This window comes from Bacillus sp. 03113, from assembly GCF_006546985.1.
GTDB lineage: Bacteria > Bacillota > Bacilli > Bacillales > Cytobacillaceae > VATK01.
In genome coordinates this window covers 442,859-460,218 of the sequence record NZ_VATK01000001.1, presented here as the reverse complement: position 1 = coordinate 460,218, position 17,360 = coordinate 442,859, and the positions used below count along the sequence as shown (strand labels likewise).

Here is a 17,360-nt window from a genome sequence, read left to right as displayed (position 1 = left end):
CATTCCTAGGTGGGGGATAACTGCCCGTAAAAGCCCGATTGGTTCAACTAACAATCAGTGGGAGATGAAGCAGACAAAAGCGCGACGTCCTGTCGCATTGTCTGCACTAGTACTTCCTGTACGTCGGAAAAGCCCCACTGATTGAAGTTTCACTTTATACGCCAGCTATTTTCTTCATCACGACTCCCATACGATCCATTGCTTGCTCAATTTTCTCATAGCTTGTTGAATAAGCCATACGGATATAGCCTTCACCGTGATTTCCGAATGCTGAACCTGGAACGCATGCAATTTGTGCTTCTCTTAATAGAATGGTCGCAAGCTCCTTAGATGGAATGCCAAGCTCTTTAAAGGAAGGAAACGCGTAAAAAGCTCCTTTTGGAACAACGCAGTTTACACCAGGAATTTCGTTCAAGCGGCGAACAAGAAGCTTTCTTCTTTCGTCAAAGGCTTTAACCATTTCCTCAACCGGTGCTTGAGTTCCACGATAAGCAGCCGTGCCACCGAATTGAGCGAACGAAGTTGCACTTGATGTGTTATATTGATGCATTTTTAAAATGGGCTGGATTAACGCTGCGGGACCAGCCGCATAGCCTAATCTCCATCCGTCCATTGCATAAGCTTTGGCGAAACCATTGATTGTGATCGTTCTTTCAAACATGCCTGGCAAAGTAGCGATGCTTATATGCTTTTCTCCATCGTAGATTAGCTTTTCATAAATTTCATCGGCTACAACTAGTAAGTCATGCTTAATCGCAATGTCTGCCAATTCCTTTAAATATGACTCAGGTAAAACCGCACCCGTCGGATTATGAGGAGTATTGATCAAAATCATTTTCGTTTTTTCAGTAATGCGGTCGCTCACATCATTGGGATTTAAAATAAATTCATTTTCCTCTAATAAAGGAACAGAAACAGCGATCCCGCCTGCGAGCTCTACAATGTATTGATACTCAAGCCATGCTGGATCTGGAATGAGCACTTCATCTCCAGGATTAATAAAAGCAAAAATAAGATTAAAGATGGCTTCCTTACAGCCGACGGAAACGACGACTTCCTTTAAAGGATCAACAATGATGCCATTATCACGCTTTAATTTCTCTGCTATTGCTTCTCTAAATTCGAGGGTTCCGCTATTGGATGTATAATGAACATGCCCTTCCTGCAAAGCGGCATTTGCTGCATCTTTAATATGCTGCGGAGTGTCAAAATCTGGACGACCAATTTCCATATGAGTAATGTTAATGCCGCTTTTTTCCATTGCTGCGGCCTCTTCGAATATTTCACGTATGCTGGAAAAAGGGATTTTGGATAAGCGATTTGAAATAGAAAAATTCATTTTTATAATCTCCTTTTGGCTATAGATCTTATCTTTTAGGTATATTTTTGATTAAAATATTGGGTTTCGTAGATATAATTTGAAAATCGCAGATAAAGTTAAATATTTCCTTTGGCTATAACTCTAAATGGTGGTTCCATATTTTATCTTCATTATTTTTTAGATGTTCAAGTGTACGGATTCTTGCTTCTTCAGGATTTTTTGCTTTTAAAGCTTGTAAAATACGATTGTGCTCTTCATGGCTTTCTTTAAAGTATCGATCAGAGATTTGTTTTGATTGCTTCTTTGTAATTTTCATTGCCTCAAGAAAATAAGGGGATATAAAATCGAATATTTTCTCGTACATGCTATTGCAAGACGCTAGAATGATTAAATAATGGAAACGGTAATCTTCTTCAATACCCATTTTTCCGTTCTTATTTGCTTCAATCAATTCTAAATGAGCAGCTTCGATAGCTTGCAGCTGCTCCTCACTTGCTCTCTCTGCTGCAAGTGCTGCGGCCTCTACTTCAACTCCTCTTCTAAACTCAAGAATTTCGTTTAACGATTTTTTTTCTAGTATTAATTTATTTGTCATTTGATCGACAAGAGTGGCTCCAGTCATTTCTTTTAAAATGCTGCCGACACCCGGTTTTTTCTCGATAATCCCTCTTGCGGCAAGGACACTTAATGCTTCTCTTACAGCGGTTTTACTCACCTGAAACTGTTCGATTAATTCGTTCTCAGATGGAAGCTTTTCCCCTGGTTTAATATTTTCGTTTTGAATATAGGAAATAATCTGTGAGACAATTTCCTCATAAAGGCTTTTCCTTTTAATTGATTCAAACGCCATTTCATCTTCCCCCTTTTTTTAAAGGGCCACTATTCTATATAAATTGATGACATCCTTTAATGCTGCGGCCGCCGCTCCTCTTGGGTGAGATGCGCCTCCAGTTGCGCAAACGGCCCCCATTTCGATCGTTTCAAAAACGACACCCTTATTTGTTCCATTGACATAAGCCAAAGGATGCTCGCTCTCAAGCTCGTATGGTTTTACTTCTACGATCACTTTCTCTGCTTCTTTATAGGCACTAGCCAGAAGTTTTAACTTACGGCCATTTTGTTTAGCCACCTGAATTTCTTCTTTTGTGACTTGTTCAATCCCTTTGATTTTAACATCGTCAATTAATAAGCCACTACCGAAAAATCCGTTAGCGAGAAGGAGAATTTTACAAGCAGTGTCAAATCCTTGCACATCTAAAGCAGGGTTTGCTTCAGCAATTCCTTTTTCCTGAGCAATCTTTAGCGCCTCTTCAAAGGATAAGTTATTCTCGCTCATGCTAGCTAAAATGAAATTGGAGGTTCCATTTAAAATGCCTTCGATACGGGTAATCGTGCAGCCTGCTAAACTGTATTCTCCGATATCAAGCGTTGGCAGGGCTGCCGCGGTTGCTCCGCTGTATTTTAGTCGGCTGCCATGCTTGGCTGCTTGTGTCTTGATTTTATCGAATGCCATGACAAGCGCTCCTTTTGAAACAGAGACAATATCCATTCCAGTCGTCATAGCTTTCTGAATATAGCCAAGTGCTGGTTCCCCTGTTTCTATATTTGTCGGGGTGCATTCGATAAGGACATCTCCTTGAAAAATTGGTTCGGTAAAAGGAAGCTGGAAACATTCCGAATATCTCGAAAGTGCTTCCGAACCCGTTCCGAAATCGATCAAGCTTAAGAGCTGGATTCCTTTTTCATCGTAAATCATCCCTTTACTGCCTACAATTCCAGTTACAACTAGTTCAAAGCCGTATTTTTCTTTTATCAATGCTCCGTTGCTAGCGATCAGTTTCATTAGTTCTTTTGCAACGGTGCCATACCCGGTTAATATGATTTTCTTCTGCATAGAAATCCCCTTTGTTATGCTATACTTAATGTATTTAGAATCACGGAGGTAACCAAATGAAACAAAATGAACTATCCCCTGTTAAACGGGAACCAAGAACCTTTGAGCAAGCGGCTGCACAAATTGTTAGCTATATTCATGAAGAAAATCTGCCTTCTGGTGCTAAAATTCCTTCTGAAAGAAAGCTTTGCGAACTGCTTGAAATTAGCCGCTCATCAGTCAGAGAAGGCTTAAGAGTGCTTGAGTTCTTAGGTTACTTGGACTCTCGTCAAGGTGGAGGCACATTTGTTTCACAATCTCCCCCTTTTCTCATCCCAATACAACTCCTAAACGTTCCGCTTGACGAGCAAAAACAGATTTATTATTACGATGTATTTCTTATGTGCTCTGAAAAAATCATTTTATCTGCCATGAGTAAGCAAGCAGAGGAATACATGGCTGATGATACTTGGGATAGCTTTTGCCATTGGGTTGATAATCTTCAGCGATCCTTAGACAATCCTTATTATGGAACGCTATGGAAAAGCACTGCTCAATTATTAAAGGACAATCGATTTTTTGAGCTGCATTCTTGTGATGCGACGATGTTACAGAATTTGCAGCATGCTTATAAAAACCAAAATAAAGTAGAAATCATTGAGATTTTTGAAAAATTAGAAGATACTACTCTTCTTTAAAACTGCAATCTAGATTGTAGTTTTTTTGGTGAAAGAGGTCGCTTCTGATTTGAAAAAGATCACTTTCCTTGTGAAAGCGCCCATTTTCAGATTGAAAACGTTTATTCTCAGATTAAAATCAGCTATTTTCATTCAGATACGACTACGATTAATTTATAAAACTATACTAACTAGTCACTCTTCATATGTAATGGTAATAATATGGTCTGACCAATTTATTTACTTCTAATCATAATGTACACTATTTTGAATTTATTTCAAAACATTAAGTTAGATTTGCTGACAATGTTTTTTTTGGAAAATAAGAAGCTTTTATAACTATCTTATTTGTACTTGTGTTTGAATGAGTCTACAATTCTGGGTATAGCGCTCTTTTTCAAGGTGAAAGCAACCGCTTCTCTTATAAAAAAGCGGTTGCTTTTAACATATTACACTGCAAAGATACTATCTAGGAAGGCAACGAGTCTTGGTTGATCTTTGCTGTAGAATATTTCTTCAGGCTTTCCTTCTTTGACGATTTTTCCTTTATCCATAAAGATGACTCTGTCAGATACTTTTTCTGCAAATTTCATTTCGTGTGTAACCACAATCATCGTCATGCCACCCTCTGCTAGCTCAGTCATTAGTTTCAATACTTCTCCGACCAATTCTGGGTCAAGAGCAGAGGTAGCCTCGTCAAACAGCATGACGCTTGGGTTCATAGCTAAAGCTCTTGCAATGGCAATCCGCTGTTGCTGTCCCCCAGACAAATCGCTGGGATGATGATTAATTTTATCTGCCAAACCTACTTTTTCCAGGAGATTTTTCGCAAGCTCAATTGCTGCTTCCTTTTGCATTTTTTGTACTTTTACTGGACCTTCAATGATGTTTTCTAAAACGGTTTTATGTGTCCAGAGGTTGAAATGCTGAAACACCATTCCAACCTTCGAACGATAGGGACTGATTTTTTTTCGTGATGACAAAGTCAGCTTTCCTTCTTTATTCGCTTTATACTGAACAGATTTTCCCTCCAACCGCACTTCTCCACTATCGGGAACCTCTAAAAAATTGATACAGCGTAAAAGGGTACTTTTTCCTGATCCACTTGGTCCAATAATTGAAACGACCTCACCTTTTTTAATCGATAAATCAATATGATCTAGGACAAGGAGATGGCCAAAAGACTTTCGTAGTCCTTTAACTTCTAAGACATTCACCTTTATTCCCCCTCTCTCATTATCTATTATTTTGCGCAATATTAAGCTTCTTCTCTGACCAAGCTTGCAGCAGCATAAGCAGCGATGTCATGAATAAGTACAGAACGGCTGCAAAACCCAGTGTTTCTACTGGCGAGTATGTGCTTGCATATAAATTTTTTGCGTTCATCATTAAGTCTGGTACTGTAATAACCGACACTTGGGCTGTTTGCTTTAAAAAGCTTGTTGCGTTGCTAATATAAGGCGGGATAATGATGCGAATAACTTGTGGAATTCTAATTCTCACCATCACCTGAAAAGGTGTTAATCCTATCGCTTCTGCTGCTTCAATTTGTCCCTTCTTCACCGCAAGCATCCCAGAGCGGATATACTCTGCTTTATAAGCTGCTACATTTAAAGTTAAAGCTATTAATGCCGCTTGTATGGCTGAAAATTTAATATCAAATGGTGCTGCATAATAGAAAAGAAAAAGCAAAATTAATAACGGGATTCCTCTAAAAATCCAAATATAGATAAACGAAATGCTTGATAAAAATTTATTGTACGACATTCTCATTAAACAGAGAAAGTAGCCAAGAACTGTACCCAAAATAAGTGAAACAATCGTGATTAATAAAGTTACGGCTGCTCCTTTTATCAATAGGGGAAATCCATTGATGATAATACTAGTATCCAATTAGAGCTCCTCCCTTCTTATTTGCTTACTTCTTTGAATCGCTGAAAGTCATACCAAAATATTTTTGTGCTAATTTATCGTAAGTTCCGTCTTCTTTAAGCTCTTTAATCGCTTTATTTAAAGCCTCTACGAGCTCAGGGCTGTCCTTTTTAATCGCAATGGAAATGACGCTTGCCTCGCCTTGATCTAGCGGTTTTCCTGAAATTTCAATTTTATCTCCATCTGGAGAATTTAAAATATACGATCCTGCTGCTGCTTCTCCCATTACAACCACGTCAATTCTTTCATTCATTAAATCCGCAATGCTTTCATTAGGACCAGGATAAGTTTTCATTTCCTTGTATCCACCAATGCTCTCCACTAGCTTTTCCCAGTTAGAACCAGCGTTTACACCTACTGTAAGACCTTTAATATCCTCTGGACCTGCTAAACTTTTCGTACCTTTTTTCACAAGTGCTACTGCGCCGTCCATTGCGTATGCATCAGAGAAATCAACTGATTTTTTTCTTTCATCGTTAATGTGAACACTCGACATAACAACATCAAATCGACCTTTTGATAAGCCTGGGATTAATCCTGTAAACTCTCCCGTTTCAAACTTCGCTTTTACACCTAGCTTTTTAGCAATGGCATTTGCCCATTCAATATCATAGCCTGTTAACTTATTCTGATCATCTAAGTAAGTAAATGGACGATAATCGCCTGTTGTCCCAATAATTAATTCGCCTCTATCTTTTACTTCATCAAGTGCTGTTGCTGGTTTTTTATCTTCTGCTTTTTCAGTTTGTCCACATGCTGATAGTAACAATATAAAAGTAATCATCATGATGATGGATATAAATTTATTTTTACTTCGTTTTAACATAATTAACACCTCATCTATTTTATTTTTTCAAATTGTATAGCATATTGATTAGCAAGGCTGCAAACGGTATGCAGCATGACATTGATTCCTTTTTCAATCTCTTCCCAGCTCGTGTATTCGTCTGGATGATGACTAATGCCATGATGACTTTGGACAAAAATCATCCCTGTTTCGGTAAGGTGACTCATTGAGTTCGCATCATGATTCGCTCCGCTTAACATGTATCGATAAGAAAGTCCAAGCATTTCACAAGCTTTTTCAATATCGGTCTGTATCCTTTTTTCCATGATATTTGGTTTTTTCTCAACAATGGTGGATGTTTCTGTTTGCTTGATATTCTTTTTGATCCATTCTGTTATTTCTCGCTCGACATCCTTCATTTTTCCCCATTCACTGCCTCGAACCTCGACGAGCAATTCTGCTTCTCCCGGCACCACATTCGCCATATTTGGAAAAATAGATATTTCACCAACTGTCGCTACGATATCTTCTCCGCGGCTTTTCGCTATTTCATTTACCGCTTGAATTACTTGCGCCGCTTGTACTAATGCATCATTTCGCAAATTCATAGGTGTTGTTCCAGAGTGACTCGCTCGTCCAATAATTTTAACTTGAAAGCGAATCATCCCCGCAATAGAAGTAACAATCCCAATGCTCTGGTTATTTTTTTCAAGTACCTCTCCTTGCTCAATATGCAATTCAAGATAACAAAGAAAATCACTCTTGCTTCTTCTAGCCTCTAAAAGACTGCTTGAATCAAATCCGAATTCCTTTAGCTTATCTTCATATTCAAGTGATGGCTCAATTATCCCCGCCATTGCTCTGCTTCCAAAGGTTCCGCCAAGCGGATTCGCTTCTTCTCCAGTAAAACAAATTAATTCGATCGGAATGGGCAGCTCGATGCTTTGTTCAACTAGGGTTTCAATAATTTCTAAACCGGCAATAACTCCTAATGCCCCATCGTAAAGCCCGCCTTCAATGACCGTATCAAGATGAGAGCCAAATGCAAGGGCTGGACCTTCATCTGGTCCAAACCTTGCGATGACATTTTTAGCTGCATCAAGCTTTACTGGCACATTCAATGCTTGCAGGCGATTCATCAGCCATTCTTTTGCGGTCATTTCTTCTCTGGAGTAAGCTGCTCGTGTGTATCCTTTTGATCCACTGTTGATTTTTTTTAACTCTGCAAAATGATGCGTTACTCTCTCCAACTGGATGCTTAATGCACTCATGCAAAAGATCTCTCCTCTGTTCTAAATTGCTCTGCCCACACCGTTACATCATTTTGTTCATCGATAAGCAAGGTTGATTTGATTAAACCTTTCACTAATTCCTTATTCTGTAAAATCATTGTATACTTTTTTGTTAAATCTCGAATGGACAATGGCTCCTTAAAGCTTCCAGATGCATCCCTAACTTCTTCTGCATACACGCTTCCATCTCTTAATTGAATCGTGACTTTGGCTGCTCTTTCTTCCGGGAGTGCTTGTGTCATTTCCTTACTCTCTACAAGACTGACTCTCTCTGCCAATGCGAGAACCTCTTCGTTTGTTAGAGCGTCGATAGAAAAGCTATCGAACAAATCTTTATCTAATAGGATGCAAGCCGTTAGGTATGGAATTGAGAATTTTGCCGCCAGCTTGTTTTTTGGCTTTGGATCGGTTAATCTTGCGGCAAGCTGATATGTTTCAACCGTCACTTTATCAATTTTATCTGCATCAACCTTTGCCTTCCTTAACAATCCATATAATGCATCGATCGTTGAGTGTGTAAATCGGCAAGATGGATAGTATTTAAAAAAGCTCTTATCGATTAATGGTGGGTTCCACAGATCCTTCTCAAATAAGGAAGGGTCAACTTTGTTTGATATGAGAGAGCCCCATAAATGCTCGACAACATGTGGACTGCTTTCAAATCCGCTGCTTTGCAAAGCCGAGACTTGATAAGCGATCTGTGAGGAGATCCCAGTATACAAGTTTCGCACCGTTTTTCCTGTAGCCGCTGCTTCCCATGAGGTAGCAAGAGGGAGAGCTGCTGCAAGAAGAATGGATTCGATTAGATCCTCTTTCGATTTCTTTTGCAGTAAGCCTGTTGCTACCGTTCCGCCTATCGTTCCCCATGTGCCATGAGGATGCATATCGTCATTCATATTGCACGCATAAGCGAAACGAGTTGCTACTTCATACCCGAGAATAAAAGCTCGAATAAGTTCCTTCCCTGTTGCATTTTCTTCTATAGCTGCAAGATAAGCAGGTGCAAAAATATGTGCAGCTGGGTGGCCTTTGGCAAATTGATTTCCTTCATCAATTTCATTTGATACGATGGAAGCACCATGAATGAGTAAACTATCAGAAGGTGATGTATACCTATCTGTTCCAATAATTGGGATGCTGTAACATTCGCTTTTCTCTTTGCTTCCTGCATTATTTAAATAATTTACAATTTCAATTGAGTTCATTCCATCCCAGGCAGCCACCGTAGTATCTAAAAGGATCCATTTTGTTCTCTCAATCGTTTTTGCAGAAAAATCCTCCCACTGCTTGTCTAGAATGATCGTTAGTGATTTTAAAAACTTATTTAAAGACAACTTCGCTTTCCTCCTTCGATGCGGAGCCAGCAACAAATTTTCCAAATCCAGGTTCTACCGTTACAGCGTCTCCATCATACACTGTGCTTCCTCTAACAATCGTTTGGACAATTTTCCCTTTCCCTTTTTGGCCATGGAACGGAGAAAGCTTGGCAGTCGACTGGAATGCGTCTTCATTAATTTTGAATTCTTTCTTTGGATCAATAATCGTAAAATCCGCGTCAAAGCCTTCTTTTATTTTTCCTTTATTCGGAATTTGGAATACTTCCGCTGGATGCGTAGACATTAGCTTAGCAAATTGCACTGGTGTTAGCTTCCCTTTTGCGACGGTGCTGTTAAACATAAGCGGGACCATAATTTCAACACCTGGCATTCCAGAGGTTGCTAAGAAAATATTGTCATTTCCTCTTTCTTTTGTTTCTCTTGGCCAAGGTGCGTGGTCGGATGTGATCATTTCAATTTTTTCTGCATAAATTTGCTCCCATAGCCCTTCTCTTTCCTCTGGCTTTCTTAAAGGAGGGTTATTCTTTGCCTTCGGACCAAATTTCTCAAGATCATTTACATCCAATAGTAAGTATGGGTAGCAGGTTTCCGATGTAACCTTTACCCCAAAGCTTTTGAACATTTCTATTAACTGTATCGTACGTGGATGGCTAACGTGTACGATATGCAGCTTTGCACCAGTCCAATAAGCAAATTCAAGTAATTTTAATACAGCACTTGTTTCTGTGACTGGCGGTCTTGTTTCCATATGTGCAGCTGGATACACTTTATTTTCTTTTTGATAATCCTCGATCATTTGATTGATGATATCATCATTTTCTGAATGAAATGCTCCTAGAAGACCTGTTTCCTTTAATTCTTCCATTGCTTTGATGATTTCTGGATCCGGAATTCTCGGGAAGCGATGCTCATCTGTTTCAAAGGTAGACATTTTAAAAGCCATTGCACCTGCTTCTGCAAGGGGCTTGATTTGATCCGTTCCATTTCTCTTTGAAATTGTTGCCCAAAGTCCAATATCAACGACTGCTTCTTTTTCAAGCTTGCTTACTTTTTCTTTAAAAATGTCAGTATTATTTATTGGATTTGGAACATCGTATGGCATATCTAAAAAGGTTGTCACACCGCCAACAGCGGCCGCTCGGCTCGTTGGAATAAATCCTTCCTGTGTGTTGCTATAGCAATGGACATGAACATCAATCATACCAGGAAAAATATATTGATCTGAGAAATCTAAAACTTCTTTTCCTACTAATCTCGGTTGATCTATATTAATCTCAACAATTTTCCCATTGTTAATACCAATTTCTCCAAATGTGACTTCATTCTCTAAAACCAACTGCCCTTGAATAACTTTATCATATTGTTTACTCATTTTTACATATCCTTCCTTTTTAGAGGTACTGTTCAATTTTTTTAGCTGCCTCTTTTATTTTTTCGATAAAAAAGAACTTATCTTGCTGCAGCATTCTTTCTCTAGGACCCGCAATACTTAATGAAGCAATGATTTTTCCATTAAAATCGTGAATCGGTGTGCCGTAAGTTACGACACCCTCATCAATTTCTCCATCTGAAAATGCATATCCATTCTGCCGAATCCATTCCAAATTTTCGATCAGTTCACCTTTTTCACTTAGTGTGTTAGGCTGAAATTTTTGTACTAATCCTTTTTCAAACAAGGTATCAATAAACTTCTCATTCATTGCGGCTAGCAACACTTTTGAAGAAGCACCACAATGAAGCGGCATGATCCCGCCTTGTTCAGAGGACACTTTTATTGGATGAAGAGAAGGAATAGTATCAAGACAAACAGCATGGTAATTGGAGCGTACAGATAAAATAATCGTCTCTGTCGTCTCCTCCATCAGCTTTTCCATTTCCGGTCTTGCCACGATCATCAAACTATTATCACTTCGAACAATCTTTGCCATTTTCAAAAACTTATAGCCAAGCCGGTATTGCCCATCCTGTACTTCCAACATATAGTCCTTTTCCTTTAACACACGTAAATGTCTATATACGGAGCTTTGAGGCTGATTTAATTTTTCCGCAATTTCTGAAACCGTTAATGAACGCGTCTCAAAATCAAATAAATCTAAAATCGCTAATGTTTTTTCAGCACTCATTTCATTCCTCCTATTCTATTATCAAATATTGATAATTGATTATCAGTTACTAATTATTAATAACAATATAAATGACAAATTTCATCTTGTCCTCAAACTTGTCAGATTATTTAACATTGTTTTTATAAAATTATTAATTATCTAAAAGTTTAAGAGCGGTTTTAAAGGAGATTGAGCTATAGAAGGAAACTGGACTTCTTATGTGGTTCAGTAGTAGGACGGCATCGATTGAAATCGCTATCTTTTTTCTTGAATAGGCCTGGCCTACATTTCGAGTGAAAACTCCCATACTTGGATTGAATGCGCTCACTTTTGATCCGAATCGGGCCATTTCTCGGTTTCAGCACTCTTTTCTACTTGAGAACACTTATATCGATATTGGAAGTGCACAACCACTTTGAAATGAACCAATCTCATTTTAAATTAAAAAACCATCCTTCTACTTAATGAGAAGGATGGTTCCTGTTTGGTTAGTCAACAATAAATAATTTCGCTCCTGTTTTCGTTGAGGATCGATGAGGCTCAGCATCATCTGCTACTTGATAGCTCATGCCAGGTTTTAATAAAAAGGTTCTCCCGTCACTTAGTTCAGTCTCTAATTCTCCTTCTAAAACTAACAAGACATGTCCTCGGCTACACCAATGATCAGCAAGATATCCAGGCGTGTACTCGACCATGCGTACTCGGATATTGCCCATTTCTAATGTTCTCCACAAAGCTTTACCTGTTTCGCCTTTGTGCTCAGTCTCTTCAACAGAACTCCAATCAAGCGTATTGAATGGTACATCAAGTATCTTCATTGTCTATGCTCCCCTTTTTTTATAAGGCTGTTTTCGTATCGATTGTTACTTTTAAACGCGCAGCCTGCATACACTTCGCTTTCCGTAGGCGAGCGAGCACGCTCCTGCGGGGTCTCGCATTCCCACAGGAGTCTACGTGTATGCAGGCTGCTAAGAAACACTTTTCCAAATGTTTTTTATGTCAGAAGCAACAAACTTTGAGAAAACAGCCTTTTATAAAAATAGCAGTCCCTTTGATCAGAACCGCTACTTTCTATATAATTCTATTTTTGTAAGGCTTTCACCTTTGCTCTTTTCAATGTAAAGCCTTTCTCGTAGTAAAGATTGATCAAATGGCCATGTGATGCCGCAAGTATTTGTTGAAACAGCATACAAACAACGACTGGCAAAGCTACCTGTGGTGGGAAAAAGCTCACGGCAATAACTGCGCCAGCACTAATATTTCTCATTCCACCTGTAAAGACGAGTGCAACAATATCTTCTTTATTGCGCTTGTTGATAGCACCTAGTACCCAAATGAACAGATAACCACAAATGGCAATGAAAAGCATCGTTAACGTAATTTGAAAAAACTTAAGATCAATTTTGTTCAAGTAAGGAGCGATAACCGAGCTATTAATAATAACACAAATAGGAAGTCCCAACTTTGCGAATGGTGCTACATTTCTACTAAGCTTTTGTATGCTGGTTGGTTTACCAAACTGATTTAACGACATACCTGCTAAAGAAGGGATGACAACCATCCATAGGAGACCTTTCATGATATCCAATGTCGGCATTTCAATTGATTGACCTACAAGTAGCTCCATACTGAGTGGAGTTACGATAGGAGATAATAGTGTATCAATAAGGATGATTGATAGAGTAAGAGGGATATTTCCTTTGTACATCGTTACCCAAATCATACTTGTGATTCCTGTTGGGATAACAGCTGCAAGAATTAGCCCTGTAATTGTATGTGGATCGTTGCTGAAAAAAGCAAGTCCAATTCCTCTAGCCCATAGTGGCATGATTATATGAAGAACCGTTAATGCCAGTAAAATTGGCAAAGGGTTCGTAACGGTATGTTGAAAAGATTTAAAATTAGAGTTTAAGCTTCCGGAAAATGACATAAAAGCAAAAACCCAAGGTACTAAAAATACTAAAGAATGTAAATAAGTAGATGCCAGCACTCCAATTACTACACTAACCGGGGTAATAAATGGCATCCATTTGCCAAGAAATTTGTTCATATTTTGCAGCATTTATAAGACTCCATTCATTTCTATAATTTAGTCGTGTTTCCATTAGGTGAAATTTATCTTAAGCGTGACGCTAATAGTTTTACAGTATTCCTCCTTTTTCTACATTAGTTGCTAAATATACCGAACTACTTCAAATACCAATAGGTGTTAATATGGTCAGACCAGTTTTATATAATTATGAACCAACAAAACTACAATACTCCTTTTTTTCTATTTTGCATATACTTTATTGAGATTTTTCACAGTATTTTTAATTTTTCAGAAAGATTTTTTAAGTTGTGTGAAATTTGTATGAGATAGTTGTTTTTTCGTGAAAACGGCTATTTTTTAATTGAAATCGCCGACATTTAGTTTGAAAATGGCTACTCCTCATATAAATGAAAAGCAGCCTGTCCATTTTTTAATCAATCGAAAGAAAATAAATTCTCCTTCTTCCCTCCCCTTTATAGGGTATCTTCATCGCATGCAATACCTTTGCTGCTACCGAAGTTGATGGCAGCAGCAAGAAGCTTCTCAACTTTTGATTCGTAATTTCTGAACCGAAAAGAAGGTAATAATCCTTTAATGCATCTAAATGGGCATCTTTTGAAGTATGCCGACAAGCTAGACAACGCCATTTTCCATGTTCTCTTTTCATTGGAATGGATGAACAGTTCGGACATATTACACCTTTTTGAAGATGATTTTGAGAGATAGCATACTTCTGAAGTAGTTTTGGAAATTGTGGAGTATGTTTTTTGAGCAGTTGACGGGTTAGTTGAGTAAGCTCTCCTTCTGACATTATTTCAGTTTGATAGTTTTCGTGAAATAAATGTAATTTACCATGTAGGCTTGCACTGTGGATGACTTTTTTAGAAATCTCTTCGGGGTTGGAAGTGGTTTTTATTATGGTTTGAGGCTTTGCGATGACGACGAATGTTTCGATGGGTACTTGCGGAAGTTGATGGGTATGAAGCCATTTAATTAGCTGTAATTTTTGCCTTTCTACTTGAGAAATAGGATCAAGATAAGCTTTTTCTTCTTCATCCTTCACACGATAAAATTGTTGAAAAATCGGATCAAAAACTATGGTTCCTGACATATTTTTCACTTCAAGAATTAGTGCGAAATTTCGTGAAAGAATAAGGGCGTCTATCTGAAAAAAGTGATTTCCATCATTAAGTCTTAAATCATAAAAAATTTTATACTTTTCCTGTGAAAATAATTCCAATTGGAACGCTACTTCCTTTTCCCCCCTATAGCCTGCTCTTCTAATCGCTAAATCTTCCTCTATTTTTGATTGATTAGGATGTCCAGACAAAAGCCGTTTATTAATTGCCTCTAAAATTTGAAGATGAATAGAGGGTTTTAAGTCTTTAACAATCAATTTATCAACTCCTTCTTATTGAATACATTATTTATTTCTCTATTTATCGAACGTTTTCCTGCATTCATGAATTCTTATTTATTCGGAACCTCATTTTGAGTATTTCGGAACTCACTTTTTGTTTAAACTAGATCAGTTTCGAAAGTTTCAGAGCCTATCTACGAAAAGGTTATATTTCGTCTTGGTCGGAGCTGGATTCCGATTAGTTCGGAACACACATTATTGTAGATGGACCGATTTTGTTTTGTTTTGGACAGATTATTTTCGGTTTTGGACCGATTTCTTCCAAGTTTGGACAGATTCCCTCTTATTGTAGACGCTTTCAACCGCAAAGTAGGCGCTTTCACAATTAAGTACTACTTTTAACCTGAATGTAGACGCTTTCACATTAAAAAGGATTATGAATCAAACAACGACATACAAAAAACGGCCCACACGCGGGCCGCTTCATTATTGATTTTCAAATATATTCTTCACTTTTTTCACGACAAATGAGGAGCCGCCTCTGTCTTGGACGCCTTCGATCATCATGGCGATGAGAAGGTCCGGTTGGTCGACTTTGTAGGCGACGAAGGAGCCGTTTTCTTTACCTTTTTCTCCTTGTTTCACTTTGAGTTCAGCGGTTCCTGTTTTGCCGGCGAGCTTGATGCCGTTGATTCTGCCGGAGTGGGCAGTTCCGCTAGGGTCTTCAATGACTTGAACGAGATCGTTGTTAATTAATTGTGCTTGTTCTTCAGATAACAAATTCGGTTTCCATACCTCTTCTTTAGGTTGGTCCATTAAGAGGGTAGGTTTAATCATATTTCCTTTATTGACAAAGGTTGTGTAGGCATCTGCTAAATGCAGAATGCTCATTTCGATCTGACCTTGTCCATAGCCTGAATCAGCTAGGTGGATGTCGCTATCTAGTGCACCAGTTTGAGAGGCTTCAACCGGATACGGATAGTTCATTTCTTCTCCAAAGCCAAATTTTTTCAGTCCGTCAGAAAATTTATCTTTTCCAATGTCTAGTGCAGTTTGAGCAAAGTAAATATTATCTGAAAAGACGAGTGCTTTTTCTAAATTAACAGGACCGTTTGAACTATGGACCCTCGTAACGAAATAGCCACCCCATGATTTGTCCTTTTGCCATTTTAAACCTGAAATATTTTTCCCGCTATTAGGGTCAAGCACTCCATCCAATAATCCTACCGACGCGACGATTGGCTTCATAACTGAGCCAGGTGCGAAGGTCATTTTGAAACGATTTAAAAAAGGATCATTTGGATTGTTCTTGATTTCTTCTTGTTGTTTGTCAGATAAACCAAGAATAACTTGATTTGGATCATAAGAAGGACTGCTTACGAGAGCGAGTGTTTCCCCTGTCGTTGGGTTCATAGCTGCCGCAGTTCCTGCTTCTCCTGTCAATTGCTCATACATACTTCTTTGCAGATCCGCATCGATCGTTAATTCAATATTTTCTCCATTTTGTACTTTTTTCTCTGCAACAACTGACTTTGTGCCATCTTCCTTTTGAATCACAATTTGTACGCCGCTTTGACCTCTTAATCGCTCCTCAAAAACTTGCTCAAGGCCTCTTTTTCCAATGAGATCAGCACTTGTATAGCCTTTTCCTTTTTGTTTTTCGAGCTCTTCAGCAGTGATGGATCCGACATAGCCGATTACATGACCCGTTGCCTCTCCATATGGATAAATACGTGCTCCTGCGTCCTTCTTTTGCACGCCAGGCAATGGAACCGCTGCTTGTAAAACTTCCTGATTTTCCTTTGAAACTTTTTTAAGTGGTACAAAATATTCAGGCTTTACCCAACTTGCATTTAATTTGTTATTAATTTGCTCTGGGCTTATTTCCAAGATTCCAGCAAGCTGCTGTACCACTTGATCCTTTGCATCCCCCATATCCTTTGGTACAATCCCAATTTCATTGACAAATCCATTTATTGCAAGCGGATTTCCGTTTCGATCAATAATCTCGCCACGCTCAGCAGGTTGAGAAATCAAACGAACTTTATCCTTATCTTGCAGGTTCGGAAAAATAAAGGCAGTATTCCAATTTAAATACCAATTCTCTTTCTTATCGCGTTCCTCTTTAACTAAGGACGCTTTATGGTCAAACTGAATTTCACCAGCAATGCTATTCATTTTTGCGGTAAACGGAAGATCTATTTTCTCTTTATCCTTTTGATCTTCTTTTTTTTGATCTGTTTTTGTTAACTGAACATCAAGTTGTCCAATTTCCAGGTCTGTATAAAGCTTTTCATAACGACTGACAAAATCTTCTTTCGAAATATTTTTTTTCGTACTTGTTGATAAATATCCATACATTTTTTCAAATTTCTGTTCGTTCCATAACTTAATATATTGAGAGAACCGTTCTTCTGGCGTTGGCTCATCATTATTACAGCCTGTTAATACGATTAACAGCAGCATTATTAGAAATAAGACTCTTTTCATCGTGATCACTCTCCCTTCGCTCCATTTTACCATTTTTCTTTCGATTAACCCAAAAAATTCCCAATAACATTCACATTTTGTCGGTTTTTATATAGAGGAGTACACTTCCCGAAGTTGGAATATATATCCTTATAATTGAAAGGAGGAAATATAC

At 38.3% G+C, this 17,360-nt stretch carries 15 protein-coding genes; 1 reads left to right on the top strand and 14 read right to left on the bottom strand.

Annotated features, from left to right (window positions below):
- Nucleotides 1–154 precede the first annotated feature (154 nt).
- The 3 genes from FDO66_RS03860 to FDO66_RS03850 all read right to left on the bottom strand — a co-directional run bounded on the left by FDO66_RS03860 (nt 155) and on the right by FDO66_RS03850 (nt 3,215).
- Nucleotides 155–1,339, bottom strand: coding sequence for a pyridoxal phosphate-dependent aminotransferase (locus FDO66_RS03860; RefSeq protein WP_141431074.1), 1,185 nt, complete (start codon nt 1,337–1,339; stop codon nt 155–157).
- A gap of 115 nt (nt 1,340–1,454) precedes the next feature.
- Nucleotides 1,455–2,171: a FadR/GntR family transcriptional regulator gene (locus FDO66_RS03855; protein ID WP_141431073.1), complete on the bottom strand. Its 717-nt coding sequence runs from the start codon at nt 2,169–2,171 to the stop codon at nt 1,455–1,457.
- Nucleotides 2,172–2,189: 18 nt separating this feature from the next.
- Nucleotides 2,190–3,215, bottom strand: a complete 1,026-nt coding sequence (locus FDO66_RS03850; protein WP_141431072.1) for a homoserine dehydrogenase — start codon at nt 3,213–3,215, stop codon at nt 2,190–2,192.
- Between the two features lie 56 nt (nt 3,216–3,271).
- On the opposite strand from FDO66_RS03850, the gene FDO66_RS03845 reads away from it, so the two are divergent.
- Complete coding sequence (locus FDO66_RS03845) at nt 3,272–3,892, top strand: FadR/GntR family transcriptional regulator (RefSeq protein WP_141431071.1); 621 nt, start codon at nt 3,272–3,274, stop codon at nt 3,890–3,892.
- A 428-nt stretch (nt 3,893–4,320) separates the two neighbouring features.
- Here the strand turns inward: FDO66_RS03845 and FDO66_RS03840 are convergent, their stop codons facing one another.
- The 11 genes from FDO66_RS03840 to FDO66_RS03790 all read right to left on the bottom strand — a co-directional run bounded on the left by FDO66_RS03840 (nt 4,321) and on the right by FDO66_RS03790 (nt 17,206).
- Nucleotides 4,321–5,088, bottom strand: a complete 768-nt coding sequence (locus tag FDO66_RS03840) for an amino acid ABC transporter ATP-binding protein (protein WP_141431070.1) — start codon at nt 5,086–5,088, stop codon at nt 4,321–4,323.
- A 19-nt stretch (nt 5,089–5,107) separates the two neighbouring features.
- The gene (locus FDO66_RS03835) at nt 5,108–5,764 is read right to left on the bottom strand and encodes an amino acid ABC transporter permease (RefSeq protein ID WP_141431069.1); all 657 of its coding nucleotides are present in this window, start codon (nt 5,762–5,764) and stop codon (nt 5,108–5,110) included.
- A gap of 25 nt (nt 5,765–5,789) precedes the next feature.
- Nucleotides 5,790–6,629: a substrate-binding periplasmic protein gene (locus FDO66_RS03830; RefSeq protein ID WP_141431068.1), complete on the bottom strand. Its 840-nt coding sequence runs from the start codon at nt 6,627–6,629 to the stop codon at nt 5,790–5,792.
- Nucleotides 6,630–6,643: 14 nt separating this feature from the next.
- Nucleotides 6,644–7,861, bottom strand: a complete 1,218-nt coding sequence (locus FDO66_RS03825) for a Zn-dependent hydrolase (RefSeq protein ID WP_141431067.1) — start codon at nt 7,859–7,861, stop codon at nt 6,644–6,646.
- Nucleotides 7,858–9,216, bottom strand: coding sequence for an MmgE/PrpD family protein (locus FDO66_RS03820; RefSeq protein ID WP_181444436.1), 1,359 nt, complete (start codon nt 9,214–9,216; stop codon nt 7,858–7,860). The genes FDO66_RS03825 and FDO66_RS03820 overlap by 4 nt, the downstream gene beginning before the upstream one ends.
- Nucleotides 9,203–10,591: a dihydroorotase gene (locus FDO66_RS03815; protein ID WP_141431065.1), complete on the bottom strand. Its 1,389-nt coding sequence runs from the start codon at nt 10,589–10,591 to the stop codon at nt 9,203–9,205. Before FDO66_RS03815 ends, FDO66_RS03820 begins: the two co-directional genes overlap by 14 nt.
- Nucleotides 10,592–10,610: 19 nt before the next feature.
- On the bottom strand, nt 10,611–11,342 hold the full coding sequence (locus FDO66_RS03810) for an IclR family transcriptional regulator (RefSeq protein WP_141431064.1): 732 nt from the start codon (nt 11,340–11,342) through the stop codon (nt 10,611–10,613).
- A 470-nt stretch (nt 11,343–11,812) separates the two neighbouring features.
- On the bottom strand, nt 11,813–12,142 hold the full coding sequence (locus FDO66_RS03805; RefSeq protein WP_141431063.1) for a DHCW motif cupin fold protein: 330 nt from the start codon (nt 12,140–12,142) through the stop codon (nt 11,813–11,815).
- Nucleotides 12,143–12,405: 263 nt separating this feature from the next.
- Entirely contained in the window at nt 12,406–13,386 is a 981-nt protein-coding gene (locus tag FDO66_RS03800; protein WP_141431062.1) for a bile acid:sodium symporter family protein, read from the bottom strand.
- A 400-nt stretch (nt 13,387–13,786) separates the two neighbouring features.
- The gene (locus FDO66_RS03795) at nt 13,787–14,752 is read right to left on the bottom strand and encodes a nuclease-related domain-containing protein (RefSeq protein ID WP_141431061.1); all 966 of its coding nucleotides are present in this window, start codon (nt 14,750–14,752) and stop codon (nt 13,787–13,789) included.
- Between the two features lie 450 nt (nt 14,753–15,202).
- A complete protein-coding gene (locus FDO66_RS03790) occupies nt 15,203–17,206 on the bottom strand; it encodes a penicillin-binding transpeptidase domain-containing protein (RefSeq protein ID WP_141431060.1) in 2,004 nt (667 codons plus the stop codon).
- Nucleotides 17,207–17,360: the final 154 nt, after the last annotated feature.

Coding starts and splice junctions, on each gene's coding strand:
- FDO66_RS03860 (WP_141431074.1), bottom strand. CDS start 1,339: ATGAATTTTTCTATTTCAAATCGCTTATCCAAAATCCCTTTTTCCAGC.
- FDO66_RS03855 (WP_141431073.1), bottom strand. CDS start 2,171: ATGGCGTTTGAATCAATTAAAAGGAAAAGCCTTTATGAGGAAATTGTC.
- FDO66_RS03850 (WP_141431072.1), bottom strand. CDS start 3,215: ATGCAGAAGAAAATCATATTAACCGGGTATGGCACCGTTGCAAAAGAA.
- FDO66_RS03845 (WP_141431071.1), top strand. CDS start 3,272: ATGAAACAAAATGAACTATCCCCTGTTAAACGGGAACCAAGAACCTTT.
- FDO66_RS03830 (WP_141431068.1), bottom strand. CDS start 6,629: ATGTTAAAACGAAGTAAAAATAAATTTATATCCATCATCATGATGATT.
- FDO66_RS03825 (WP_141431067.1), bottom strand. CDS start 7,861: ATGAGTGCATTAAGCATCCAGTTGGAGAGAGTAACGCATCATTTTGCA.
- FDO66_RS03815 (WP_141431065.1), bottom strand. CDS start 10,591: ATGAGTAAACAATATGATAAAGTTATTCAAGGGCAGTTGGTTTTAGAG.
- FDO66_RS03810 (WP_141431064.1), bottom strand. CDS start 11,342: ATGAGTGCTGAAAAAACATTAGCGATTTTAGATTTATTTGATTTTGAG.
- FDO66_RS03805 (WP_141431063.1), bottom strand. CDS start 12,142: ATGAAGATACTTGATGTACCATTCAATACGCTTGATTGGAGTTCTGTT.
- FDO66_RS03800 (WP_141431062.1), bottom strand. CDS start 13,386: ATGCTGCAAAATATGAACAAATTTCTTGGCAAATGGATGCCATTTATT.
- FDO66_RS03790 (WP_141431060.1), bottom strand. CDS start 17,206: ATGAAAAGAGTCTTATTTCTAATAATGCTGCTGTTAATCGTATTAACA.